Source organism: Sinomonas susongensis, assembly GCF_005877005.1.
Classification (GTDB): Bacteria; Actinomycetota; Actinomycetes; order Actinomycetales; family Micrococcaceae; genus Sinomonas; species Sinomonas susongensis.
This window is the reverse complement of record NZ_SSNH01000002.1, coordinates 51,302-74,686: the sequence shown is the minus strand read 5'-3', so window position 1 is coordinate 74,686 and position 23,385 is coordinate 51,302. Positions and strand designations below refer to the sequence as shown.

At 67.6% G+C, this 23,385-nt stretch carries 21 protein-coding genes; 10 read left to right on the top strand and 11 right to left on the bottom strand.

Going from position 1 to position 23,385, the window contains the following annotated elements; genetic code table 11:
* Positions 1–387: 387 nt before the first annotated feature.
* Positions 388–1,131 carry a polyprenol monophosphomannose synthase gene (locus E6A21_RS03525; protein ID WP_138442768.1) on the top strand — a complete coding sequence of 248 codons (744 nt, stop codon included), beginning with the start codon at positions 388–390 and terminating at the stop codon, positions 1,129–1,131.
* Positions 1,132–1,229: 98 nt separating this feature from the next.
* Here the strand turns inward: E6A21_RS03525 and E6A21_RS03520 are convergent, their stop codons facing one another.
* The 4 genes from E6A21_RS03520 to yczR form a co-directional block, all read right to left on the bottom strand.
* Positions 1,230–1,571: an RNA polymerase-binding protein RbpA gene (locus E6A21_RS03520; RefSeq protein WP_138442767.1), complete on the bottom strand. Its 342-nt coding sequence runs from the start codon at positions 1,569–1,571 to the stop codon at positions 1,230–1,232.
* Positions 1,572–1,694: 123 nt separating this feature from the next.
* Complete coding sequence (locus tag E6A21_RS03515) at positions 1,695–2,897, bottom strand: SPFH domain-containing protein (RefSeq protein WP_138442766.1); 1,203 nt, start codon at positions 2,895–2,897, stop codon at positions 1,695–1,697.
* Between the two features lie 42 nt (positions 2,898–2,939).
* Positions 2,940–3,404: an NfeD family protein gene (locus tag E6A21_RS03510; protein ID WP_246036177.1), complete on the bottom strand. Its 465-nt coding sequence runs from the start codon at positions 3,402–3,404 to the stop codon at positions 2,940–2,942.
* Between the two features lie 102 nt (positions 3,405–3,506).
* Positions 3,507–4,907 (bottom strand): MocR-like transcription factor YczR, encoded by a 1,401-nt coding sequence (yczR, locus tag E6A21_RS03505; RefSeq protein ID WP_246036176.1) that lies wholly within the window; start codon positions 4,905–4,907, stop codon positions 3,507–3,509.
* A gap of 60 nt (positions 4,908–4,967) precedes the next feature.
* On the opposite strand from yczR, the gene yczE reads away from it, so the two are divergent.
* The gene (gene yczE, locus E6A21_RS03500; RefSeq protein ID WP_212745864.1) at positions 4,968–5,654 is read left to right on the top strand and encodes a membrane protein YczE; all 687 of its coding nucleotides are present in this window, start codon (positions 4,968–4,970) and stop codon (positions 5,652–5,654) included.
* Here the strand turns inward: yczE and E6A21_RS03495 are convergent.
* Complete coding sequence (locus E6A21_RS03495) at positions 5,632–6,480, bottom strand: putative RNA methyltransferase (protein WP_171041256.1); 849 nt, start codon at positions 6,478–6,480, stop codon at positions 5,632–5,634. The genes yczE and E6A21_RS03495 overlap by 23 nt on opposite strands.
* Before the next feature lie 43 nt (positions 6,481–6,523).
* Between E6A21_RS03495 and E6A21_RS03490 the strand changes: the two genes are divergently transcribed.
* Entirely contained in the window at positions 6,524–8,584 is a 2,061-nt protein-coding gene (locus E6A21_RS03490; RefSeq protein WP_138442764.1) for a S9 family peptidase, read from the top strand.
* 14 nt (positions 8,585–8,598) lie between these two features.
* On the opposite strand, the gene E6A21_RS03485 is transcribed toward E6A21_RS03490, so the two are convergent.
* Together E6A21_RS03485 and E6A21_RS03480 are read right to left on the bottom strand one after the other, a co-directional pair.
* A complete protein-coding gene (locus E6A21_RS03485) occupies positions 8,599–9,246 on the bottom strand; it encodes a peptide deformylase (protein WP_138442763.1) in 648 nt (215 codons plus the stop codon).
* A 10-nt stretch (positions 9,247–9,256) separates the two neighbouring features.
* Positions 9,257–10,138 (bottom strand): LysR family transcriptional regulator, encoded by an 882-nt coding sequence (locus E6A21_RS03480; protein WP_138442762.1) that lies wholly within the window; start codon positions 10,136–10,138, stop codon positions 9,257–9,259.
* A 445-nt stretch (positions 10,139–10,583) separates the two neighbouring features.
* On the opposite strand from E6A21_RS03480, the gene E6A21_RS03475 reads away from it, so the two are divergent.
* From E6A21_RS03475 to E6A21_RS03460, 4 genes are all read left to right on the top strand, one after another.
* A complete protein-coding gene (locus E6A21_RS03475; RefSeq protein WP_138442761.1) occupies positions 10,584–11,036 on the top strand; it encodes a hypothetical protein in 453 nt (150 codons plus the stop codon).
* Between the two features lie 153 nt (positions 11,037–11,189).
* The gene (locus E6A21_RS03470; RefSeq protein ID WP_246036175.1) at positions 11,190–12,266 is read left to right on the top strand and encodes a COG1470 family protein; all 1,077 of its coding nucleotides are present in this window, start codon (positions 11,190–11,192) and stop codon (positions 12,264–12,266) included.
* A 1-nt stretch (position 12,267) separates the two neighbouring features.
* Positions 12,268–12,777 carry an LEA/WHy family protein gene (locus E6A21_RS03465; protein ID WP_138442760.1) on the top strand — a complete coding sequence of 170 codons (510 nt, stop codon included), beginning with the start codon at positions 12,268–12,270 and terminating at the stop codon, positions 12,775–12,777.
* On the top strand, positions 12,774–14,912 hold the full coding sequence (locus E6A21_RS03460; RefSeq protein WP_171041255.1) for a beta strand repeat-containing protein: 2,139 nt from the start codon (positions 12,774–12,776) through the stop codon (positions 14,910–14,912). The genes E6A21_RS03465 and E6A21_RS03460 overlap by 4 nt, the downstream gene beginning before the upstream one ends.
* A 148-nt stretch (positions 14,913–15,060) precedes the next feature.
* Here the strand turns inward: E6A21_RS03460 and E6A21_RS17740 are convergent, their stop codons facing one another.
* A complete protein-coding gene (locus E6A21_RS17740) occupies positions 15,061–15,231 on the bottom strand; it encodes a hypothetical protein (RefSeq protein ID WP_171041254.1) in 171 nt (56 codons plus the stop codon).
* Here E6A21_RS17740 and E6A21_RS03455 point away from each other — a divergent pair.
* Positions 15,215–16,534 carry an arylsulfotransferase family protein gene (locus E6A21_RS03455; RefSeq protein ID WP_171041253.1) on the top strand — a complete coding sequence of 440 codons (1,320 nt, stop codon included), beginning with the start codon at positions 15,215–15,217 and terminating at the stop codon, positions 16,532–16,534. The genes E6A21_RS17740 and E6A21_RS03455 overlap by 17 nt on opposite strands.
* A 43-nt stretch (positions 16,535–16,577) precedes the next feature.
* Here the strand turns inward: E6A21_RS03455 and E6A21_RS03450 are convergent, their stop codons facing one another.
* Complete coding sequence (locus E6A21_RS03450) at positions 16,578–17,651, bottom strand: Gfo/Idh/MocA family protein (protein ID WP_246036174.1); 1,074 nt, start codon at positions 17,649–17,651, stop codon at positions 16,578–16,580.
* Between the two features lie 526 nt (positions 17,652–18,177).
* Between E6A21_RS03450 and E6A21_RS03445 the strand changes: the two genes are divergently transcribed.
* Positions 18,178–19,167, top strand: coding sequence for a hypothetical protein (locus E6A21_RS03445; protein ID WP_138442756.1), 990 nt, complete (start codon positions 18,178–18,180; stop codon positions 19,165–19,167).
* 93 nt (positions 19,168–19,260) lie between these two features.
* Entirely contained in the window at positions 19,261–21,651 is a 2,391-nt protein-coding gene (locus tag E6A21_RS03440) for an ATP-binding cassette domain-containing protein (RefSeq protein WP_171041270.1), read from the top strand.
* A 147-nt stretch (positions 21,652–21,798) separates the two neighbouring features.
* Here the strand turns inward: E6A21_RS03440 and E6A21_RS03435 are convergent, their stop codons facing one another.
* Positions 21,799–22,077, bottom strand: coding sequence for a hypothetical protein (locus E6A21_RS03435; protein WP_138442754.1), 279 nt, complete (start codon positions 22,075–22,077; stop codon positions 21,799–21,801).
* Between the two features lie 135 nt (positions 22,078–22,212).
* Complete coding sequence (locus E6A21_RS03430) at positions 22,213–23,298, bottom strand: alpha/beta hydrolase (RefSeq protein ID WP_138442753.1); 1,086 nt, start codon at positions 23,296–23,298, stop codon at positions 22,213–22,215.
* Between the last annotated feature and the right edge of the window lie 87 nt (positions 23,299–23,385).

The following is a 23,385-nucleotide window of genomic DNA, read 5'->3' as shown; positions in this document are numbered from 1 at the left end:
CTGCGGACGGCTGCGGTCGTCGACACGCGTCATCTTTCTCGGATCCTGAAATGCGCGGCTGTTTTTCCCCTGCCGGAACTGCTCCTGAGCAGCAGAAACGCCCGTCTCCGCAGGTGGACGGACGGTTGACACACCGGAGGGGCCACGTAGGATCGGTTGACATCGGGCCGCCGTTCGCGGAAGGCCCAGTCGCTGCCCACCACGGGCGGCGGCACTGCCCTCGGGGCAGGCCCACGCGTCAGCAGAAAACAGTCGGGGGACTGACCAGCTGCCAGCCCCGAGACTGGCCCGAAGGCGCGTGGGCCTCCCGACGAGCTGGATATAATGGGCGACTGTGCCCTCGCGCGGGGGCGCGACCCGTGAACCAGCCTCGAAAGGGACTCCTGCGTGCGCATTCTGACGATCATCCCGACGTACAACGAGCTCGAGTCCCTCCCCAAGACACTGGGCCGCCTCCGCTCGGCGGTGCCGGCGTCCGACGTCCTGGTGGCAGACGACAACAGCCCTGACGGAACCGGTGAGCTCGCAGACCGCATCGCGGCCGAAGACCCGCAGGTCCACGTCATGCACCGCAAGGGCAAGGAGGGGCTCGGCGCGGCCTACATTGCGGGATTCGAGTGGGCGCTCGAGCGGGACTATGACGTCGTGGTCGAGATGGACGCGGACGGGTCACACCAGCCCGAGCAGCTCCCGCGCCTCCTCGAGGCAGTCGAACAGGGCGCGGACCTCGTGATCGGCTCGCGCTGGGTGCAGGGCGGAACTGTCGTCAACTGGCCTGTCTACCGGCAGCTCATCTCCCGCACCGGGAGCACCTACGCCCGGCTGATGCTCGGCCTCAAGATCAAGGACATGACGGCGGGCTACCGCGCCTTCCGCCGCACGACTCTGGAGAAGCTCGACCTCGACCGGGTCGAGTCGGTCGGCTACGGATTCCAGGTCGACCTTGCATGGCGCGTCGCCCGCATGGGCCTCAAGGTCGCCGAGGTGCCCGTGACGTTCGTCGAGCGCGAGCTCGGCTCCTCGAAGATGAGTGGCAACATCGTGGTCGAGGCCATGCTCAACGTCACCAAGTGGGGCCTCACGGACCGGTGGAAGCAGCTCAGCCGTGGCCGTCAGCGGCAGAACCGGTGACGAGCGTCTAGAGGACGCAGAAGCACGAAGACAGGAAGGGCGGGAACCGTGCGGTTCCCGCCCTTCCTGTCTTCGTGCTTTTTTGCGTACGTCCGGGGTCAGACCCGCTCGCCGCGCTTCTCGCGGAGGAGTGCAAGGCGGTCATCGAGGATCTGCTCGAGCTCGGGGATGCTGCGGCGCTCAAGGAGCATGTCCCAGTGCGTGCGCACAGCCTTCTCTGAGTTCTCAGAGGGGCGCTCGCCGTCGACGAGATAGGCCTCCTTGCCCGTCTTGGACGTCCAGACGGGAGGAATCTCCGCCTCGGAGGAGAAGGTGACGAACACCTGCTCACCATCCTCGCAGCGGTACTCGACGCGCTGGCGAGGGGCGGGCTCGACGCCAGCTTCGCTTTCCATGGATTGTGCACCCAGACGCATGCCGCGCAGACTGCGGTCGCTCATATGTTCTCCCTCGCGTTCTTCGGTTCGGACCGTCGAACCGACTCACATCTCAACGCCCGCAGACCTTCACGTGTTCCCGGGCAGACTTTCCATTATAGGGTCGAGGCCGGCGCGGTGCTTTCTTCAGGGCCGGTAAGGGTCGCGGCCTGCGCCCTTCTGATCCGCGATGCCGCCGTCGGGGACCCCTGGCTTCGGCGCGCCCGCCTCGGGGATCTCGGGTTCCGGGATCTCGGCGTCCGGGACGTCCAGGCCGGCCACTCCCGCATGGTGCTGGAGGATGCGCTCTGCCTCGGCGTCCAGCTCCGAGCGGCGTGCTGCCTCTTCCTCGAAAGCCCGGGCATCCTCCTCGAGCCCGCGGCTCTTGGCGATCTGGGTCTTCCGCGGCGTGGCGCTGCTGCCGTCCGGCTCACCCGACGTCGTCGCCTGAGTGTCGGGCGACGTCTGCCCCATGTTGCCGAGGACGCCGCCGATACCCTTGAGCGCGTCGCCGACTTCGCTCGGGATGATCCAGAGCTTGTTCGAGTTGCCGTCGGCGATCTTGGGCAGCGTCTGGAGATACTGGTAGGCCAGGAGCTTGGGGTCCGGGTCACCGAGGTGAATGGCTTCGAAGACCTTCTGGATGGCTTGGGACTCGCCGTCCGCCTTGAGGACCGCCGCCTTCGCCTGGCCTTCGGCCTTGAGGATCTGTGCCTGCCGCTCGCCCTCGGCCGTGAGGATCGCCGACTGCTTCGTGCCCTCGGCGGTCAGGATGAGGGCTCGCCGGTCGCGCTCGGCACGCATCTGCTTCTCCATCGAGTCCTGGATGGAGTGCGGGGGCTCGATTGCCTTGAGCTCGACACGCGAGACCCGGAGGCCCCAGCGACCGGTCGCCTCGTCCAGCACCCCACGGAGCTGGCCGTTGATCTGGTCGCGCGAGGTCAGGGCTTCTTCGAGGTTGAGGCCGCCGACGACGTTGCGGAGCGTCGTGATGGTGAGCTGCTCGACAGCCTGGATGTAGTTGGCGATTTCATAGGTCGCTGCACGAGGATCCGTGACCTGGAAGTAGACCACGGTATCGATCGAGACGACGAGGTTGTCCGACGTGATCACTGGCTGGGGCGGGAACGAGACGACCTGCTCGCGGAGGTCGAGGAGCGGCAGCAGCCGGTCGACGAAGGGAATGAGGAGCGTCAGCCCGGGATTCAGCGTGCGCTGGTACTTGCCGAGACGCTCCACGACGCCGGCTCGCGCCTGCGGGATGATCCGTACCGAGCGGCCTATGACGGTTGCGACGAACAGGATGAGCGCGATGACGACGACGAGAAGAAGAATTCCTCCGACATCCATAGTTTCCCCTTTTGAGTGGTCGGCCGCGGCTCGGCGAGGCCGTCAGCTTCTGTACGGTGAGGTCTCGCCGCCCGGCGCGACGACTGCGGTGGCCCCTTCAATCGCTACGACCTGCACGACGTCGCCGGGCAGGAACTCGCCCCGCTCGGCGCGGGCCGTCCACACGTCACCGCCGATCTTGACGAGGCCATTGCTGCTGCCCACGGCTTCCATCACGGTCGCGCGGGAGCCGACGAGCCGATCGACGTTGGTACGCAGGTCTTCGATCCCAGGCCTCATGTGGCGCATGGCCACTGGTCGGACGAAGGCAATCATGCCGACCGAAACGGCAGCGAAGACGAGCCCCTGAAGCCAGGTGGGGCCGCCCAAGATGGCGGCCACGAAGGCCGCGAGTGCACCCCCGCCGAGCATCGCGAAGACGAGGCTGAGGCTGATCATCTCGATCCCGCCCAGAACGAGGGCCAGGACGAGCCAGAGCATCCAAGCGTTGTGCGCGATCCAGTCCACCGAACCCTCCGTCCCCCCGCTCCTTCCACTACCCTAGCCCAGCAGGAGGGCACGGAGACTGCCCGCGCAGATAACATATTCGCCACGGGAATCCAAGCAGTTTCACACGGCGACTAGCGGCTCGTGCAGGCGGCCTCTGACCTGTCTTTCGGCGGAGCGGCGCAGGGCCGCGACGGCGTCCACGATGGTTTCCGGATCGTCCGTGAAGGGCAGCCGGAGACGTGCCTCGAAGGCGCCGTGCAGGCCGAAGCGAGGGCCGGCCGTCAGAGCGAGGCCTTCCTCCCTTGCGCGGAGCACGAGCTCCGAGGACGACCACGGGGAACAGGCGAGCCACAGGGCCATCCCGCCGTCGGGATCCGGTGCTGACCATTCTGGGAATCGGTCCGCGATGGCCGAACGCATCGCGTGGAGTCCAGTGCGCAGGCGTGCGCGGCGTTCGGCCACGAGTTCGTCCTCGCAGGCGAGGAGTTCGACGGCTGCCAGCTGCTCGAGGACCGGAGTTCCGAGGTCGAGGTTGGCACGGGTCTGCGCGAGGCGTGCGACAAGCGACCTGTTCGCCCTGATCCACCCGACACGGAGGCCGCCCCACGCGAGCTTGCTGAGACCGCCGACCGTGACGACCGAGGGCGACGATGCGGCGAGGGGTGGAAGCGGGCCGCGCCGGATGTCGAGCCACATCGTGGTCTCGTCGGAGACAAGCACCGTGCCGTGCCGGTCCGCGGTCCTGGCGAGGTGCCGGCGGTCGTCCTCTGAGAGGCTTGCGCCTGTGGGGTTCTGGAAGTCGGGGATGACATACGCGAGGGTCGGCGCGGAGTCCCTGAACGCTGCCGCCGCCTCATCCAGGTCCCAGCCCTCTCGAGGGTCGACCGCTATCGGAACGAGCCTCGCGCCGACTGCCGAGAGAGCGTCGATGGCGTGCGGGTACGTAGGCTGCTCGACGAGAGCCCGGTCGCCGGGCGTGATCAGCGAGCGCGCCAGAAGGGCAATGGCATGCTGGGCGCCGGACGTCACGAGGACCTGTTCTGGGTCGGTTGGCAAGCCGCGGCGGCCGAAGTGATCGGCGACAGCCTCACGCAGCTGCGGGAGCCCCTCGATCTCGTAGCCTGAGCGGTACAGCTCGGGGCCTATGGCCGCGGCGGCTGCCTTGATGCACGCCTCGACGGGTCCCGCAGCGGGCATTGCCGCCTTGGTGAAGTCCCAGATGATTCCGGGTCCCTCCCGCTCGGCAGTCGGGCGTGAGCCACGGGACATGTAGCTGCCGGCTCCGCGGCGACTCTCGAGGGCACCGAGCTCGCGAAGCCGTGAGTACGCCGCCGACACAGTCGTCCGGCTGACCCCGAGGGCCACCGCAAGCTCCCGCTCGGCGGGGAGCCGCGTCGAGGCGGCCAGCCTCCCGTCGAGTGCGACGAGCCGGATGCGATCCGCAAGGGCTGCGTAGGCGGGCCCTTCGACCCGCCAAGAACCGAGCAATGCTGCCAATCTTGCCGCTGTGATCGAGCTCATCAGGCCAGTGTCCCAGAATTGGCCCTGTCTTCGAAGGCCAATTGAAGTTGGAATATCGGTATGCAGCTTCACCGGTTCCTCCGCTCACAACGTCTGCCCGTCCGCTTGGTCCGCCTCTTCAGCGGCCTCTTCGCCTACGGGATCGCGATCGCGTTCATCCTCCGTGCCGGTCTGGGCGCCTCGCCGTGGGACGTATTGGGACAGGGCGTGGCCCGTGCCCTCGGCGTCTCCTTCGGAACGGCCACGATCGTCATCAGCCTCGCCGTCCTCGTCCTCTGGATCCCGCTCCGCCAGCGGCCCGGATGGGGGACCGTCTCCAACGCCGCGCTCGTCGGAGTCTTCGCCGACCTCGGACTCGCGTGGATCCCCGCCGCGACCGTCCTCCCCGTCTGGTGGCCACTCGCGGAAGGGCTGTTCCTGGCCGTGGGGCTGGCCCTTCTCGCGCTCGCGTCCGCCCTGTACATCGGGGCGGGCCTCGGCCCGGGCCCCCGCGATGGGCTCATGACGGGCCTCGTCGCGCGCACCGGCTGGCCGGTATGGGCCGTGCGGAGTGGGATCGAGCTCTCGGCCACCGGCTGCGGCTGGCTCCTCGGAGGAACCGTGGGGATCGGCACGGCGGTCTTCGCGCTGACCATCGGCCCGCTCATCCAGCTCGCCCTGCGGCTGCTCGCCGTGGACCTCGCGACGCCCCCAGTTGCCCGATCAGCCGCGGAAGAACTGCCGCTCAGCGGCGGCGCAGGACGGTGACGTCGACGGCACCCTCGGCGTGAAGTGATCGGTTCCGGAGGCGGGGAAGCAGCTCTGAGCGCGTTGCGTGATGACCGGCCGGACCCATGAGGGCGAGATCGGCCGCGGTCTCCGGGTCGAGTTCGAGGCCAAAGCGCAGGCCCCGCACGTCGATCCGCTCGAAGTCCGGGCCCGCCGCCCGCTCGACGTCGTCCGTCTTCCCGGACGGAACATCGAGCATCGGCAATACCTCGCGCAGCGCGGCGAGGTGGTCGGCCTGCGGGGTCACGACGCACACGAGGCCTCCCGCCCTCAGGACCCTCGCGAACTCAGGGAAGTTTCTGGGCGCGAAAACGTCGAGGACCGCGTCGACGGCGCCGTCGGGCAGCGGCAGCGGCCGCCAGAGATCCCACACGACCGCCGCGGTCCCGGGCAGCTTCGCCGCCCGTCCGAGCGCGTGGCGGGAGAGATCGAGGGCGACGGCGCGCGAACCTCGGACGCGGGAGAGCAGCGCGGCAAGGTAGTACCCCGTGCCCGCCCCGGCGTCGAGCGCGGCCCCGGTCGCGCCGTCGTCGTGCGCAAGGGCCGGGGCAGCGGCGCCGGCGACCGCTGCGGCGATCGGCGCGTAGTGGCCCGCCGCGAGAAACCGCTCGCGGGCCGCGACCATCTCGGCGGTGTCCGGGAGGAAGCGGGTTCCACGCCCCGTGAGGAAATTGACGTAGCCCTGGCGCGCCGCGTCGAAGCGGTGCCCGGCAGTGCACACGAGCGATCGCCCAGACGTCTCGGACGCCTGCCAGCCACCGGTGCAGATCGGGCAGCGGAGGAGCTCCTGGGCGGCGAGAGGCACGGGTTCCATGCTAGTCGCGGCGGTCGGGACTAGGCTTCACGGCGTGAAGCCCAGCCAGCTCGATGCCATCCTGACCCTCTCAGCCCCCACCGTCCATCCCTCGGGCACGCGCTGCGCCGTCAGTGCGACCCGGGCCGACTACAGAGCCGACGCGGCCGTCGGCCAGCTCTGGGAGGTCCCGCTCGACGGCGGCGGCTCCGCCCGGCGCCTCACCCGGGGATTTCGGGACACCGCGCCCCAGTATTCGCCCGACGGCCGATTCCTCGCGTTCCTGCGGGCAGTCCCGGCGGGACCGCCGCAGCTCTTCGTCGTCGAAGCCCAGGGCGGCGAGCCCCGCGCCCTCACGGACCGGCTGCTCGGCGTGGAGCACTTTGCCTGGTCGCCGGATTCCCAGCGCATTGCGTTCCTCTCGAGGGAGCCCGAGGCGGGCCGCTATGGGACCGTGGATGGCGTGGGACCCGGCGCCGAGGACCCGCGCCTCGTCACCGACCTCAACTACCGGCTGAATGGCCGGGGCTATACGGGAGACCAGCGCACGCAGCTCTTCATCCTGGATGTCCCGCCTGCAGGGGAAGAGCCCTTCGTCGCGGCGCGGGGCCGCGCGAAGGCCGCCGAATCCGAGGGGGAAGGCGGTAGCGGCCTGCCAGAGGCGCGTCAGCTCACGTCAGGGGGGCTCGATCACGACCTGCCCGTGTTCAGTGCTGACGGCGGATACATCTACACCGTGTCGCAGTGGGACCCCGCAGCGGTCGACGCGCTGGGTGCCCTCGTAGTGCGGACCCCCGCGGGCGGCGGCGAGAGCAAGGTCGTGGAGCTCGGGAGCCCTGAGGCGGCGTCCGTGCAAGCACTCCGCGAAGCCCCTGACGGGTCGGGGCTGTTCGTGCTGGCATCCTCCCTCGGCGATTCCGGCATGGACTTCGTAGGACGGAGCACCCACCTGTTCTGGCACGCCTTCGACGACGGCGGAACTGTGCGCCTGAGCAATCCCAGCGAAGACGACTTCGGCGAGGCGCCGGGTGCCCTCCGCGTTCGCCCAGACGGCCAGGCGCTGGTGCTCGGAAGGCACCGGGGCGCCGTGCGCCTCGTCGCGTTCGAGGCGAACGGCGAGCGTGCCATCCTCGCGGACGTTGACGCGGTCATCACGGGGGTCGACGCGGCGGGCGACGCCGTCGTCGTCACCTTCGCGGATGCGACGACGCCTGGCGAAGTGGCGGCCGTCCGGGACGGGCACCTCGAGCGGCTCACCGACTTCGCATCCCGCCTCCGGGATGAGACCCAGCCGCTCCTTCCCAGCGAGTTCAGCGGCCAGAGCGCCGACGGCAGCCCGGTGCACGGATGGGTCGTCGAGCCCGAGGGAGACGGTCCCCACCCGGTGCTGCTCATGATCCACGGAGGTCCATTCGCGCAGTACACGGGCGCATGGTTCGACGAGGCCCAGGTCTACGCTTCGGCCGGCTACGCCGTCGTCATGTGCAACCCTCGGGGTTCGGCAGGATACGGCGAGGCCCACGGCCGGGCCATCAAGGGCCGCATGGGCACCGTCGACTTCGAGGATGTCCTCGGTTTCCTCGACTCTGCCCTCGAGGCGTACCCAGCCCTCGACGCCGACCGACTCGGGATCCTCGGCGGATCCTACGGTGGGTATCTCACTGCGTGGACAATTGCCCACGACCACCGCTTCCGCGCCGCCATCGTCGAGCGGGGGTTCCTGGACCCCGTCAGCTTCGTCGGCTCGTCCGACATCGGCTGGTTCTTCCCCGGTGAATACACGGGCTGGGACCCACAGCAGATGGCCGCCCAGAGCCCCATGGCATGCGTCGGGCAGGTCGAGACGCCGTGCCTCGTGATCCATTCGGAGGAGGACTGGCGCTGCCCGATCGAGCAGGCGCAGCGCTACTACGCCGCGCTCAAGCTCCGCGGCGTCGAGACGGAGCTGCTCCTCTTCCCCGGGGAGAACCATGAGCTCTCGCGGTCCGGGACGCCGCACCACCGCAAGCAGCGTTTCGAGCACATCCTCCGGTGGTGGTCGCGCTACCTTCCGACGGCGGCCAACCCGGGCCTGGATGCCGAGGAGTCGAAGGCGCTGTCGGCCCCCGTCTCGTAGAAGCCCGAACCGCGCTAGAAGCCGAGCTCGCGCGCGGCTGCCTCCGGGGTCGGGTGGGCCCAGCGGGCCGAGTACTCCTCGTTCGTGCAGAGGGATCGGACCTCGGCCTTGTCGAGGTACAGCGTCCCGGCGAGGTGGTCGGTCTCGTGCTGCAGGATCCGGGCCTGCCACCCGGCGAATTCCGCTCGGCGGGTGGCTCCGCCGGGCGTCGTCCAGCGCGCCTCGATGCGCGCCGGGCGCCGCACGACGGCGGTGTAGCCCCGTACTGAGAGGCATCCCTCGTAGAACGCCGCGCGCTCGTTTCCCAGCGGCGCGTACGCGGGGTTCAGGACGGCGAAGAACGGCAGGGGAGTGCGGTTGCGCATTCGGACCACGTCCTCGTCCGGGGCCCACATGTCCTCCACGACCGCGAGACGGAGGGGGAGGCCGATCTGGGGAGCGGCGAGCCCGACGCCCGGGGCGGCGTGCATGGTGCGCCGCATCACCTCGATGAGCGCCGTCAGGAGCGCATCGTCGAGTTGCCCGTCGAACGGGATGGCCTGCGTTCGGAGCACCGGGTGGCCGGCTTGGACGATCGGCGGAAGCTCTTGGTCGGACACGATCTCGGCGGCCTTCTCGGCCAGGCGCGCAGCGGTCCACCGGCTCACGGGTGCGGGGCTCATGGTGCCTAGCCTAGGCGCCGACAAGCCCCAGGAATTCCTCGGCGGAGCGCGGCAGCGGCACCGCCGCCGACCATACGGCCCTCAGCATGCGCCGCAGCTTGAGGGCCGGCGTCGGAACTTCTATGAGCCTCCCGCTCCGGAGCGGAAACTGGACGGCGAGGCGACTCACGACGCCCGGTCCAAGACCCGCCGCGACGCTCGCGGCAAGCGCGGCGTTGCTCCCTACTTCGAAACGCGGCCCGGTGCCGTAGGGAGCGAGGGCCCTGTCCGCGGTCTGGCGTGTTCCCGAACCCGGCTCCCGCACGACGAGCCCGGCAGTCGCGACATCGTGCGGCGAGACCGGACCCGTCCGCGCCCATGGATGATCCGGACGGACGACGACCACGAGTTCGTCCGGGGCAACGTCGAGATACCGGAAGCCCGTCTGGACGGTGGGCCCCTCGACGAATCCGAGCTCCGCGGCGCCAGCTCGAAGGCGTTGGAATACCTCGTCCGAGTTGCCCACGTCGAGGGTGACACTCACGTCGGGGAGGCGCTGCTGTGCGGCAGCGAGCCATTGGGGCATCAGGTGCTCCGCGACGGTCATGCTCGCGCACACGTGCAGGGCGCCCCGGGCGCGCTCGAGGGCGTCGACGGCGCGCACCACACTGTCAGCGGCCTCGAGGACGTCCGCAGCGAGCCCGGCGACGACGCGTCCACGGTCGGTCAGTTCGGTACCGCGCGGCGTGCGTCGGGCGAGGGCGAACCCCGCCGACCGCTCCATCTGCTCCAGCAGCCGCGAGGCGTTCGGCTGCGCCATCCCGGTTTCGCGGGCCGCGGCGCCGATGCTTCCCTGCGCCGCGAGGGCCGCGATGAGACGGAAATGTCGTAGTTCCCAATCGCGGACGGCCATATCTCCAGCATATGAGGGCTGGCGGGTAGAAAAGCGACGTGCCTAGATCGCGTCTCGTCGCATTGCTGCTGGGGCGAGAAATATTTGAGCGCATGCGGTCCCGCCGGCCAGGCCGGCCCTCGCGGGGGCGTGAATCCTGGCACCGAGTACACCCGGTAGCCCAGAGCCGCAGACCGGTGCGAGCCGAAGGCCCCGTGGGCGTCCCTCCGGCGCCCAGCGGGGGCAGTTCCACGTACCCGCCCGAGTGAAAGCGAGTACTCGTGAGAGCCTCCGAAGCCCGCGTAAACGAGTAGGCGCAAGTGTAGGCGGGGGCCTGACTGGGCTGCCAAAGTTTTGCGCATCGGGCTCCAGGGATTAGCCGATCCGTAGTCCGCAGGCGTCTCAAGAGTGGGGCATTCGGCGCCGCTCGTATCGCGCTCGTCCACACCCTAGAAGGAGCACTCCCATGCAGAAGATGACCAAGAAGGCCAAGGCCACACTCGCCGTTGCGACCGCGGGCATGCTGAGCGTCGGCGGCGCAGCCGCCTTCGCCTACTGGACCACGACTGGCACTGGTGGCGGCAATGCTGCCGCATCCGCAGGCGGCGGCACCGTCACGATTCACGCGAACTTCGACCAGGGCATCGCCCCCGGCACGTCCAAGGACGTCACGTACACGGCAGACAACGGGAACGCATCGAGCACGGTCGTGGGCACCCTCACGCCGACCGTGACCACGAGCAACGCCCAGTGCCTCCCGGCCTGGTTCACCGCCACGGCGAACACGGCGAACGTCCGGGTCGCTGCGAACGCCTCCGGGACCCAGGTCGGCACCGGGACCCTCACGTTCGCCGACACGGTTGACAACCAGGACGCCTGCAAGGGCGCGACCATCACGATCACCGTCGCGAGCAACTAGTCCGCCGTCGGGTGGGGCGGGCGATCCGCCCCACCCGACGCGCATCCATGACCGCACCCCCATGAGCAACCACAGAGGGGACACAGCGTGAGCGTGTTGGGGAAACTCCTGAAGAACGGCCCCCGGGCCAGCGGCAGAATCATCAGAATCGCGGTGATCAGCTTCCTGGCGGTGATGCTGCCGGCCGGCGCCCTGTTCGCCGCGGCACAGACGGCGAAGCCGGGATTCACCGTCCAGATCTCGCCCGCAAGCCAGTCCATCGCGCGCGGCTCCGCGGCGGCATACACCGTCACCATCACCTCGCAGAACGGGTTTGCGGGAGCGGTCGCCATGACGGCGTCATCGCTTCCAGCTGCCACCAGCGCAAGCTTCTCCCCGGCGACTGTCAACGTTGCGTCAGGGGCTTCTGCCACGACGGCCCTCACGCTGTCGACAACGTCGTCGACTCCTGCGGGGGCTTCCACTGTGGAGATCCAAGGCACGTCGGGGAAGACAGCGGCGTCGACCACCGCGGGCCTTACCGTCAACTATCCGCTCTCCGGGTCCATCTCGCTCTCGAGCAGCCCGAGCACGGTCAGCATCGCCCCCGGCTCGAGCGGGGTGTACAGTCTCACGCTCTCGCGCACCAACCTCGACGGGCCGATTTCCCTGAGCGTCGTGGGTCTGCCGACCGGGGTGACGGCCACCTTCTCTCCCAACCCAGCGACGGGCAACACGTCCACGCTCCAGGTCACGGCGTCCCCGAGTGCGGCGGCAGGCACGAACACGCTCAGCATCGTCGGCTCGGGCCAGGACGCCTCCGGCAAGACCCAGTACGGGTACGCGAACGTCCAGCTGCAAGTGCTCAGCAATGGCAAGGCCTTCACCATTTCGGGGAGCGCGGCCTCACCCCTCGCTCCGGGCGTCTCCCAGCCTCTGGGATTGAGCTTCTCGAACCCGAACAACCAGGGGATCTCGATCACCAATCTCTCGGTTACGGTCATGGGGATCACGAGGTCAGCGGCGGCCATCGCGGGCAACCTGCCCTGCACAACAGCTGATTTCGCGGTGGTCCAATACTCGGGCCCCTATCCCGTGTCCATTCCCTCGGGGAACAGCTCGCTGAGTTCACTCGCGGTGCCAGGCAGCCAGTGGCCCAAGCTGACGATGCTGGACAGGCCTGCAAACCAGGACGGGTGCAAGGGCGCGACCATCGCCCTGTCCTACTCCGGATCCGGACAGGGGAACTGACATGGCCACCATCAAGGGAAGCCTCCCCCGGAGGACCCGCCGCTCGGCGATCGCAGTCGCCGCAAGCGCGGCGCTCGTCCTTGGGGGAGCGGGCGCGGCGATCGCCTACTGGAGCACGACGGGCAGCGGCCCGGGTTCCGCAGCCGCGGGCCAACTCCAGACCCTCACGACCCAAGCCCTCGTCCAGGCCGCCCCCGGACAGGCGCCCCTCTCGCCAGGCGGGACGGCCGACGTCGTACTCAAGGTCACCAACCCGAATGGGTATCCAGTGCAGCTCTACAGCGTCAGCTCGGCGGGCGGTGCAGTGCCCGACGCGGCGCACTCGAGGTGCGTGACGACCGGCGTGACCTTCCAGAATCCGTCCGCGCCCCTGGCCCCCGCCGTCACCATTCCAGCGAACGGCACGCAGACCGTCACGCTGCCGGGCAGCGTCTCGATGTCCATGGCCTCGGACGCGGGATGCCAAGGCGCGTTCTTCAACGTTCCCCTGACCCTCGAGGTGCGCAAGTGAGCGACGACCAGATCCGCCAACCCCGCAGGCGCCGCGCCGTCCGAGCCGGCCGACGCGGCACTGCCGCTCTCGCGGCCGTCCTCCTCGTGGGAGGAACAGGTGCCGCCGCCTACGCCTACTGGCAGGCGACGTCGACAAGCCCCGACGGCATCGCCGTCGCCGACACCGTGCAGGCCGGAGCGCGCCCCACGGTGAGCGCAGCGAAGCAGGATCTCACCGTCTCCTGGGCCGCGAGCACGACGGCGGGAGGCCGGGCCGTCTCGGGCTACACCGTGCAGCGCTACAGCACAGCCTCGGGAGGCACCGCTGTGCCGGCGACCGGCGCATGTTCCGGTGTCGTCACCAACCTCTCGTGCATCGAATCCGCGGTGCCGAACGGTACTTGGTACTACACCGTGACGCCCGTTCTCGGGAATTGGGCAGGCACGGAGGGATCTCGGGGTGCGGGCGCCATCGCCGACGGAATTGCCCCCAGCGTCTCGGTCGCGGGCATCACCCCGACACCGAACAGCGCGGGCTACAACAACAGCAGCCCCGTCTCTGTCAGCCTCGCCGCACAGGACCAGGCGGGCGGCAGCGGCGTTGCGTCCATCTCGTACACGGTCGACGGCGGGCAGTCGGTCACCGTCCCGGGCGGCACGGCAAACGTGAGCGTGGCCGGCGATGGAACGCACACCGTCGCGTATTCGGCCACGGACGTGGCAGGCAACGTCTCGGCGGCCCAGCAGGTGACGGTGCGGATCGACACCAAGGCGCCGGGTGCACCAGCGCTGGTAGTGCCCACCTTCGTCAACCTGTCCAACGTCTCCGCCGTCCCGGTCAGCGGAAGTGCCGAGGCCTTGAGCACGGTCAAGGTGGTGGTGGCCGACGCCGCCGGCCACACCACGAGCCCGACCGTAACCGCGAGCTCGAACGGGTCCTGGTCGCTTCCGACGCTCAACCTCTCGGGGTTCGTCGACGGTCCGATCACCGTGACGGCAACGGCGACGGATGCTGCAGGGAACACAAGCCCCGCCACGACCGCGACCCTGACGAAGGACACCGTGGCACCCGGCGCGCCCTCGCTCGTCGTCCCCACGTCGGTCTCGTCGAAGGATGTGGCATCCGAGACGGTGTCAGGCACAGCTGAGCCCGGGGCCTCCGTCGCCCTCACCGTGAGTGATGCGGGCGCAGTGCACAGCATTCCCTTGAGTGTGACGGCCAAATCGGACGGCAGCTGGTCATTGACCGGGCTGAATTTCACAGGCCTCACCGACGGCCAGCTCACCTATACCGCAACCGCAACCGACGCCGCCGGCAACACGGGACCCTCGGTCACGCAGACCGACACCAAGAAGACAAGTACGGTGCTGCCGACATTCACCGCCGCACCTGCCAAGATCACGAGCGATGCAGTCGGCACCGTCCAGGTCTCGGGCACCGCGGAGCCTGGCGCTTCGGTTGCCGTGTCGGCCAGCAACGCGGGAGGCAGCAGCGTCCCGTCCACGGTGACCGCTAACACCTCCACGGGAGTGTGGGCGACGACGCTGAACCTGTCGAGCCTAGCCTCCGGATCGTTCACCTACACGGCCCAAGCCACGGACACCTACGGCAACGTGAGCGGTGTCGCGACGGCCACCGGCCGGATCGGTCCCAAGGTGTCCTATGTCAAACTGTCGAACCCGACTGGTGCCACCGGGAAGGTGGCCCCGGGTGATGTGGTCACCATCGTGTTCAATGAGCCCATATCGCCGACCAGCCTCTGCAGCACCTGGACTGGAGCGTCGAGCACTTGGACCGGGAGTAGCGGTCTCAACGTTCAGATCACTCACAACGGCTCCAATGACACGCTAACGCTCTCGTCTACGGGTTGTACCACTGCCAACTTTGGGACGGTGTTCCTCGGGGCGAACTACACCACCGCGGGAGCCGACGGATCGCTCCAGTTCAAGGGAAGCGGAGTCAACCAGTCAACGGTCTCGCTGAGCAGCGACCAAACCACCTTGACTATTCGACTCGGCTCTCTGTTCAAGGGGACTCCTCCCACGACTTCTACCACAGCCGGTGCCCCGAGCTATCAGGGGAGTGCCACGGACGTCGGCGGCGTGTCTCTTGGAAGCGGCCCATCTGTACCCGGAGCCGTCTCCGGCTTCTGATTGCATTCACTGTAGAGAGGGCGCCGGGAGCAGGCCGTAGGGCTGCTCCCGGCGCCCTCTCAGTAAAACTACAGGTTAGGGCTCCCGCTGCCACAGGGTCCGTTCATACGATGGTCGCCATGGTCAGGGTTAGTCGTCGTCATTTCATTCAGGGAGCGGGCCTGGCGGTATTCGGCGCCGCCGCCGGAGCAACCGTCGCCCGCTCGAGCATCTTCCCCTTGCCGCCCAGCGCGTCAGCGGCGACTCCGGCTCCATCGGCGTCAGGGACGGCAGGGGCGACAGCACCCCCGGACCGCACCTTCGTGAGCACGAAGCTCACGACCCCCCACATCAACGTCTGGTCCTCTGGCACCACGGCGCCCGGACTCGTCTTTGCGGGACCGATGGGCCACGGCTCGAACGGCCTCATCATGGACAATCAGGGGCGCCCCGTGTGGATGGAGCCCACGGGTGCAGGCGTCACGGATCTGCGTGTCCAGACCTACCAGGGCAAGCCGGTCCTGACGTACTGGAGCGGTCAGGGTATGGGCGGCCACGGCGAAGGATCCGGCATCATCAAGGACACCTCGTACCGGACGATCGCCCAGGTGAGCGCCGGAGACGGTCTCAAAGCCGACCTCCACGAGTTCACGATCACGCCCAATGGCACGGCTCTCCTGACGTCGTACCCGACGATCCAGTTCGATCTCACGCCGGCCGGGGGCCAGACCAACGGCTACATGTTCGACTGCCACGTGCAGGAAGTGGACATCGCCACGGGCAATCTGCTGTTCGACTGGAAGGCCTCCGACTACGTCGGGCTGGACGAGTCCTACCTGAGGACCTCGGACGACCCGACGGCCGACGGCACGACAGCCGCAAAGGCCTTCGACCCCTATCACGTCAACGCCGTCTCCCTCCGCCCCGATGGGTACCTCGTTTCATTCAGGCACACGCACACGATCTACCTCGTCGATCGCACGGGATCGATTCAGTGGCGCATGGGCGGGAAGAGGAGCGACTTCACGCTTCCTGCCAACGCCGTCTTCGCGTGGCAGCACGACGTCCGCCAGCGCGCGGGCGGCGTCATCAGCATGTTCGACAACCACTACAAGGACGGCACGACGGGCACCTCCCGCGGGCTGATCCTGAGCGTGGATGAGCAGAAGCGCACCGCCTCCGTCAAGCTGGAACTCGCCCGCGGCGGCCACCGAGGCAATGCGATGGGCAACGTCCAGTTCCTCGACAATGGCCATTACATGGTCGGCTGGGGCTCGGACCCGGCCGCCACGGAGTTCGCCGCGGACGGGACCCCAGTGTTCGAGGCCACGAACATCGGCTCGGGGTCGTACCGCGTGTACCGCTCGGTGTGGACCGCGACGCCCACGACCGTGCCCGACGTCGTCGTCGTCCAGGGCAACGGCTCGACGATGCAGGCCTACGCGAGCTGGAACGGCGCCACCGAGATTGCAAGCTGGCGGTTCCTGACGGGGAGCGATGCGTCATCGCTCAAGGAGGCCGCGGTCGTGAAGAAGACGGGCTTCGAGACCTCCGTCGCTGTCGCCGCGGCGCCGCACTTGGCGGCGCAGGCGCTCGACGCGCAGGGCAAGGTCCTCGCGACGTCGTCGGTCGTCAACAGCTAGGAGAGCGGGGCCATGGGCCGCTGGGCAGCCCCCGAGGGGCTGCTCAGCGGGGGAGTGGCGTCCATGCCTCGACTGACGTCCGCACGAGGCGCTCCTCGTCCGCCGACTGCTCGATCGCAAGTCCGAGCAGATGGTCCTGGGCCGCCTCTGCGAGAGGGTACGGAGCGGGCCCCGTGCCTCCAACCCATTCGGCCATCGCGACGAGCATCGACGACATCGCGATGTCCTCGTCGTTGAATCTCTGGCCGAAGAACGGGTTGCGCCAAAGGACCTTTCCGTCGAGGCTCAGGTGCGCGGTGTCGAAGCCCTCGTGGTCCAGTTCGTAGCCGGTCTGGCGGCGGGAGATTCGTGATTCGAGGATCGTCTCCGAGTCGACGAGCCTCACGAGGCGATCGTCGTTGATCTCGCCTGTGCTGCCTCGGACCAGGAGGCGCCGCGACCTCAGATGGTTCCGTGACTGGTTGTCCGTGAAGTCATAGACCGCGCTGAGTCCGCTCTCGAATTCGAGCGTCGCGATCGTCGTGGTGGCCATCCGGGGAACCGGATCGTGAGTCCAGCCCGAGCGGTCACTCGGATTCACGAGCGGCCCTGTGAATCGACGCGCGCTCACCGTAGCGGCTTCAAAGCCGACATCGAGGTACTGCCTGATGAGGCTGGCGCTGTGGTAGAGATGCGTCGAGGAGATCTGCACCGAGCTGATCTCGCCGAGGAGGCCTTGCCGCACCGCGGCGAGTCTCGCGGCGTGCGTGGGCATGCGGGCATACTGCTCGGCCACCTGCACAAGTCCTGATCCGCCGACTCTTCTCCACAGCTCCCGAAGCCCCGCGAGGTCCGGTGCCGGGGGCGTCTCGGAGAGCACAGGCACTCCGCGTCCAACGAGTTCCTCCACGATGTCGGGGTTGGCCCCCCAGCTGACGCTCGTGACGACGAAATCGGGCTGGCCTTCTCGGAGGAGCTGCTCGGTCGTCTCGAAGCCGGCAACGTTCCATTTTTCGGCCAGCTCCTGCCGCACGGACTCCCTGCGCGCGACGACCCCTACGCACTCCATCAGGCTGGGGAGCTGCGCGATGAGTCGGACGAAGTACTGTCCGCGCCACGCCGCGCCGCCGACGCCCACGCGAAGTTTCCTTGTGCTCTCCATGTCTCATTGACCCCCGAGGTCCCGACTCTCCCTACCGTGACCCTATCGACGGGCGAGGACGAGCGCCCCTGGGTTGCCAGAGTTGCCGTTCCGCACGTGTTGTCCAACGCCGCGATAGGGCCTAAGGAGGCTGTTGCGCCACCCCGGTTGACTCTAGAGTTCTCCTGTGTCCGCACATCAACGGAACCGTCGGGACATTTCTCGCCCCGGGAAGCCCCGGGTCAGGTTTCTTTTCATGTGCGTCTGGACGGTGCTCGTCGCCCTCTTGCCGGCGAGTGGGCTTGTTGCAGATCCGGGGGAGTCGCAGGCTCGGGGTCCACTTGCGGGTCTTCCAAGAATTCCCTGGGAGGGTGGCTCGGACTATTGGAAGAAATTCCCGGCCGCCGCGGCAGCCGGGTGGGCTGATCCGTCATTCTTTCCTATTGTCGCCTGGTACAACGGAATAAGTTCCGATTCCGAAGCCCAATACGACAAGAGCCTCGGCATCAACACCTACATAGGAATGGACGAGTCGACCCCTTACAGCCTTTTCGCGGACAACGGCATGTACTGGATAGGACCGCCGCTCAACGACACCTTCACCCGGTCCAGCAAGAATTGGGTCGGCGAGTTCCTCGACGACGAGGTCGACGGGCGCTACCCGCCGGACCAGGGGAGAGCGCATCTTCAGCAGCTGAGCAACCAAGCGAAGGCGGACGGACGGTTCGCCTACACGAATTACACCCAGTCCGTCCTGACCAATGACATGTCGCCTTCGGACGCAAATGCCTACGTCAACGATTTCACGGATGTCGTATCAGTCGATATGTACTGGTACACCGTTCCCTTCTGCAGCGATGCGCCATATCGGGAGAATTATCTGGTTCCAGTCCCGCAGTCCCAGTGCAGATCGGCTTCGAGCTACGGGAAGACCATCCAGATGCTCCGACAGCGGGATGCGACCGATGGCAGACTGCAGCCTCTGTGGCAGTTCGTGGAGAACCTGAACGGAGGGCCAGGCGGCCAGCCTGTCACGGCGTACATCACGCCAGATCAGCTTGAAGGGGCGGTCATGAGTTCCCTCATCAACGAAGCCCGAGGGATTGTGTACTTCAACCAGAGCCTGAGCGGACCATGTCAGGCAGGCAGCATCTTGCGCCAGTCCCAGGTCGACCCGGGATTCTGCGCCGACCCCCAGGTTGCGGCTATGAAGCGGATCGATTCGCTCGTCAAGCAGCTCGCACCAGTCCTCAATTCGCAGTCCTATGCCTACTCCTTCGGGCCCGGGCTCCAGACCATGCTCAAGGCGCGTGATGGAGCGGTGTACATCTTCGCCATGACGGACGGCGCCTCGACGCCCGGGCAGCGCACTTTCACCCTGCCTGCGGGAGTGGCCGGACGAACGGTCGACGTGGTCGACGAAGGGCGCACCATCCCGGTCAGCCGCAACGGGGTCTTCGTGGACCGGTTCGCGAGCGAGAGCAGCTTCCACGTCTACCGGGTGGAGGAGTAGCTTCCGCCACAACCGGTCAGGATTCGAGAAGCGTCGCGCAGCCATGGCTGCCTACACTGACGGGAGGAGCACCCCTTCGGAGATGGAGACATGATGAGCTTGGCCACGAGGACGGAACGCGAGTCCGGACTGCCCGTCGCCGACAGCCACGATTTGATCCGAGTGCATGGCGCGCGCGAGAACAACCTCAAGGACGTGAGTGTCGAGATCCCGAAGCGACGCCTGACGGTATTCACCGGGGTTTCGGGGTCCGGCAAGAGTTCCCTTGTTTTCGCAACCATTGCTGCAGAGTCGCAGCGGATGATCAATGAGACGTACAGCGCTTTTGTGCAGGGCTTCATGCCCACGCTGTCCCGCCCTGATGTCGACGTGCTCGAAGGCCTGACCACTGCCATCATCGTGGACCAGGAGCCCATGGGCGCGAACCCGCGTTCCACCGTCGGCACGGCCACCGATGCGAATGCCATGCTCCGCATCCTCTTCAGTCGGCTCGGCGAACCGCATATCGGCTCGCCGAACGCGTATTCGTTCAACGTCCCCTCGGTGAAGGCGAGTGGTGCCATCACGATCGAGCGGGGTGAGGGCAAGACGAAGACTGAGAAGGCAACCTTCAGCCGCCTTGGCGGGATGTGCCCTCGATGTGAGGGCACGGGGTCCGTGACCGATTTCGATCTGACCGCCCTCTACGATGCCGGCAAGTCGCTCAGCGAAGGCGCCCTCACTATTCCCGGCTACTCCATGGAGGGCTGGTTCGGGCGCATTTTCAGCAGCAGCGGCTTCTTCGATGTAGACAAGCCCATTGGCAAGTACTCGAAGCGGGAACTGCACGATTTGCTCTACAAAGAGCCGACCAAGGTCAAGGTCGAAGGCATCAACCTGACGTACGAGGGCATCATCCCGAAGATCCAGAAGTCGATGCTCTCCAAGGACCCGGAGGCGATGCAGCCGCACATCCGAGCTTTCGTCGACCGGGCCATCACGTTCATGACCTGTCCGGAGTGCGGCGGTACGCGGCTGAGCCGGGAGGCCCTTTCCTCGAAGATCAACGGGAAGAACATCGCGGACCTCTGCTCAATGCAGATCACTGATCTCGCGGAATGGGTGCGCACGCTCGAGGTCCCTTCGGTCGCGCCGCTTGTCAATGGGCTTCAGCATCTCCTGGACTCGTTCGCTGAGATCGGGCTTGGCTACCTTTCGCTCGACCGACCGACGGGCACGCTGTCCGGGGGAGAGGCGCAGCGCACCAAGATGATCCGGCACCTCGGATCCTCGCTCACCGACATCACGTACGTGTTCGACGAGCCGACGATCGGCCTGCACCCGCACGACATCCAGCGCATGAATCAGCTTCTGCTGCAGCTGCGGGACAAGGGGAACACGGTGCTCGTCGTAGAGCACAAGCCGGAGGCGATCGCGATAGCGGACCATGTCGTCGACCTCGGCCCAGGCGCGGGCACGGACGGTGGCACCGTCTGCTTCGAAGGGACCGTCGAAGGACTGCGGGCAAGCGATACCATCACCGGCCGGCACCTCGACGACCGCGCCGCCCTGAAGAAGTCGGTGCGATCGTCGTCGGGCGCGCTCGAGGTGCGGGGAGCGTCGGAGCACAATCTTCGCGATGTCGACGTCGACGTCCCCCTGGGTGTCCTCGTCGTGGTGACCGGCGTCGCCGGCTCGGGCAAGAGTTCCCTCATTCACGGCTCGGTGGCGGGCCGTGACGGCGTCGTCGTCATCGACCAGAGCGGCATCCGGGGTTCGCGCCGCAGCAACCCGGCGACCTACACCGGGCTCCTCGACCCGATCCGGAAGGCGTTCGCGAAGGCGAACGGTGTCAAGCCAGCACTCTTCAGCTCGAATTCCGAGGGTGCCTGCCCTGCCTGCAACGGCGCCGGCGTCATCTACACGGACCTGGGCGTGATGGCGACCGTGGAGTCCACGTGCGAGGAGTGCGGGGGGAAGCGCTTCCAGGCCTCCGTGCTCGAGTACACCCTGGGCGGCCGGAACATCGCGGAGGTGCTCGCGATGTCCGTCGCCGATGCCGAGGAGTTCTTCGAACAGGGCGAGGCGCGGACCCCCGCCGCGCACAGGATCCTGGACCGGCTCGCCGACGTCGGGCTCGGCTATCTCACCCTCGGGCAGCCGCTCACCACGCTTTCGGGCGGCGAGCGCCAACGGCTCAAGCTGGCGGCCCAGATGGCGGAGAAGGGCGAGGTGTACGTCCTCGACGAGCCGACGACGGGTCTGCATCTCGCCGACGTCGAGCAGCTGCTCGGCCTGCTGGACCGGCTGGTCGATTCGGGCAAGTCGGTCATCGTCATCGAGCACCACCAGGCCGTCATGGCGCATGCCGACTGGATCATCGACCTGGGGCCGGGCGCGGGGCACGACGGCGGCCGGATCGTCTTCGAGGGAACGCCGGCAGAGCTCGTGGCGGCGCGCTCGACCCTGACGGGGGAGTACCTCGCCGCCTACGTCGGCGCTTGACGTTCGCGCTTCCTCCGCTGCCAGCCATGGCTTCGGCACGCGTCTGCGGGGAAGATGGAGGTGCTTGAGAGGCGTGCGTGCGCCCGGGAATCCGTCAGCCAACGGGTTCCCGGGCGTGCTTCAGAAGGCCCTGATGCTTCAGATGGCCTAATGCTGCCGTGCAGACTGTGGCCGAGTGATTGTCGCGCCTTGCTGGGGGTAGTGCCGGATCGTCGTCTGGGCGACGAGCAGGATCTGGCGCTCGGGGTGGGAGAGCTCGTTCCACTTCTGCGGGCCAATCGCTTCGATTGCCTGCCCGACAGCTTCGGCTTGGGCCTGCTCGTCCCTTGACTCGACGCCTCTTGGCGGCCCGGCCTGCCCTTCCGCGAGGCCGCACTTCCGCAGCACGGTCAGAGCGTCGACGACGATGGCGCGGTGAGCGTACATCAGACCCTCCCTCGATTCCCCTTCGTTTGCTACTTCAAGTCTGGACGGGGAACGCCGACGTCGTCTTGAGTATCGGCTACTCGAATCCTGGCTGGACGCCACTTGGGTCCAGGGTGCGAGTACGCGACACGGTGGTCAGTCTCCGGCGCCTTCGGCCACGTCGTAGTCCTGGGCGTCGCGGGGGCCAAGAAGCGGCTCGGCGTCCGGAACCCGAGTTCGTGCGGCGATGAAGGCCAGCATCCGGCCGAGGAACACTTGGGCTTCAGGCGTGTCCAGGAGAAATTGGTAATCGTGGCCGAGCGCCGGCTCCGCGTTGGGCCAGAACACCGTCTCCGGTTCGAGGCCCGCTCGCCTGAGCGCGGTTTCGAGCCGCTCTGTGTGCGCGCGGAGGGGGTCCCCGTTTCCGACCGTGAGGAGTGTCGGTGGGAATTCGCGGGTGAGGTAGTTGGTGATGGACCACGGGGCGAGGGAAACGTCCTCGAGGAACTTCCGCCGGCCCGAATAAGACCACAGGACTGCCTTGATGAGCAGGGCGAGGTCGCTGCTGCGGGCATCGCCGGCGAGGGACAGGTCGTAGGGGCCACACGCGAGGATGAGCCCGAGCAATCGTTGGCTGACCATGGGAGCCGGGACCCCGACCATCTGGGAGTAGCCCGGGGTGCTGACGAGGGCACCTACCTGGGCAGCAATGTGGGCGCCCGCCGAATCGCCCGCAACGATGATTCGATCGGCGTCGAGACCGAGTCGCGAGGCGTTGCCCTGGAGGAATGCCAGGGCCTCGCCGATCTGGCGCAGGGGAGTGGGGTAGTGGTGCTTGGGCGCGAGGGAATACCGGGGTGCCGCAACGCCGTATCCGTGCGCGGCGATGGTCTGGAAGTACCCCGTCAGTTCCTCTTTTGAGCCTCCGACGAACGCGCCGCCATGGACCCAGAGAACCAGCGGCGGAGGATCTTGGGAATCTTCCGGGAGGATGAGGTCCAGGACCATGTCGGGCTCAGGTCCGTAGCGAAGGTCGCGGAGCACTTTTGTCGGGTGCGGGGCGTAACCGGCGAGCGATGCGGCGCGCCGACGTCCGTCCCGGCGGAACGCCCACCGGATCAGCAGCGCCGCTGGACGGGCCGAAACGACCAGCGAGGCCCGGACAACCTCGGCAGCCATGAACAGTGCCGCCTGCCTTGCGTTCCTGCCGAGGGCCCGCCCGATGCCATTCATGCGCCGCATGCATCTTGTTTGCCCGCAAGTGTGACGGCTGCAACACAGTCGCCCCGAGGATTGTCTCTGCTCAGTAGTAGGCAGACATGGCTCAGC

Excerpts from the sequence above, each read along its gene's own strand:
- E6A21_RS03520 (WP_138442767.1), bottom strand. The coding sequence starts at position 1,571 with ATGAGCGACCGCAGTCTGCGCGGCATGCGTCTGGGTGCACAATCCATG.
- E6A21_RS03515 (WP_138442766.1), bottom strand. The coding sequence starts at position 2,897 with ATGGATGTCGGAGGAATTCTTCTTCTCGTCGTCGTCATCGCGCTCATC.
- yczR (WP_246036176.1), bottom strand. The coding sequence starts at position 4,907 with ATGAGCTCGATCACAGCGGCAAGATTGGCAGCATTGCTCGGTTCTTGG.
- yczE (WP_212745864.1), top strand. The coding sequence starts at position 4,968 with ATGCAGCTTCACCGGTTCCTCCGCTCACAACGTCTGCCCGTCCGCTTG.
- E6A21_RS03485 (WP_138442763.1), bottom strand. The coding sequence starts at position 9,246 with ATGAGCCCCGCACCCGTGAGCCGGTGGACCGCTGCGCGCCTGGCCGAG.
- E6A21_RS03480 (WP_138442762.1), bottom strand. The coding sequence starts at position 10,138 with ATGGCCGTCCGCGATTGGGAACTACGACATTTCCGTCTCATCGCGGCC.
- E6A21_RS03475 (WP_138442761.1), top strand. The coding sequence starts at position 10,584 with ATGCAGAAGATGACCAAGAAGGCCAAGGCCACACTCGCCGTTGCGACC.
- E6A21_RS03465 (WP_138442760.1), top strand. The coding sequence starts at position 12,268 with ATGGCCACCATCAAGGGAAGCCTCCCCCGGAGGACCCGCCGCTCGGCG.
- E6A21_RS03445 (WP_138442756.1), top strand. The coding sequence starts at position 18,178 with ATGGACGAGTCGACCCCTTACAGCCTTTTCGCGGACAACGGCATGTAC.
- E6A21_RS03440 (WP_171041270.1), top strand. The coding sequence starts at position 19,261 with ATGAGCTTGGCCACGAGGACGGAACGCGAGTCCGGACTGCCCGTCGCC.
- E6A21_RS03435 (WP_138442754.1), bottom strand. The coding sequence starts at position 22,077 with ATGTACGCTCACCGCGCCATCGTCGTCGACGCTCTGACCGTGCTGCGG.
- E6A21_RS03430 (WP_138442753.1), bottom strand. The coding sequence starts at position 23,298 with ATGCGGCGCATGAATGGCATCGGGCGGGCCCTCGGCAGGAACGCAAGG.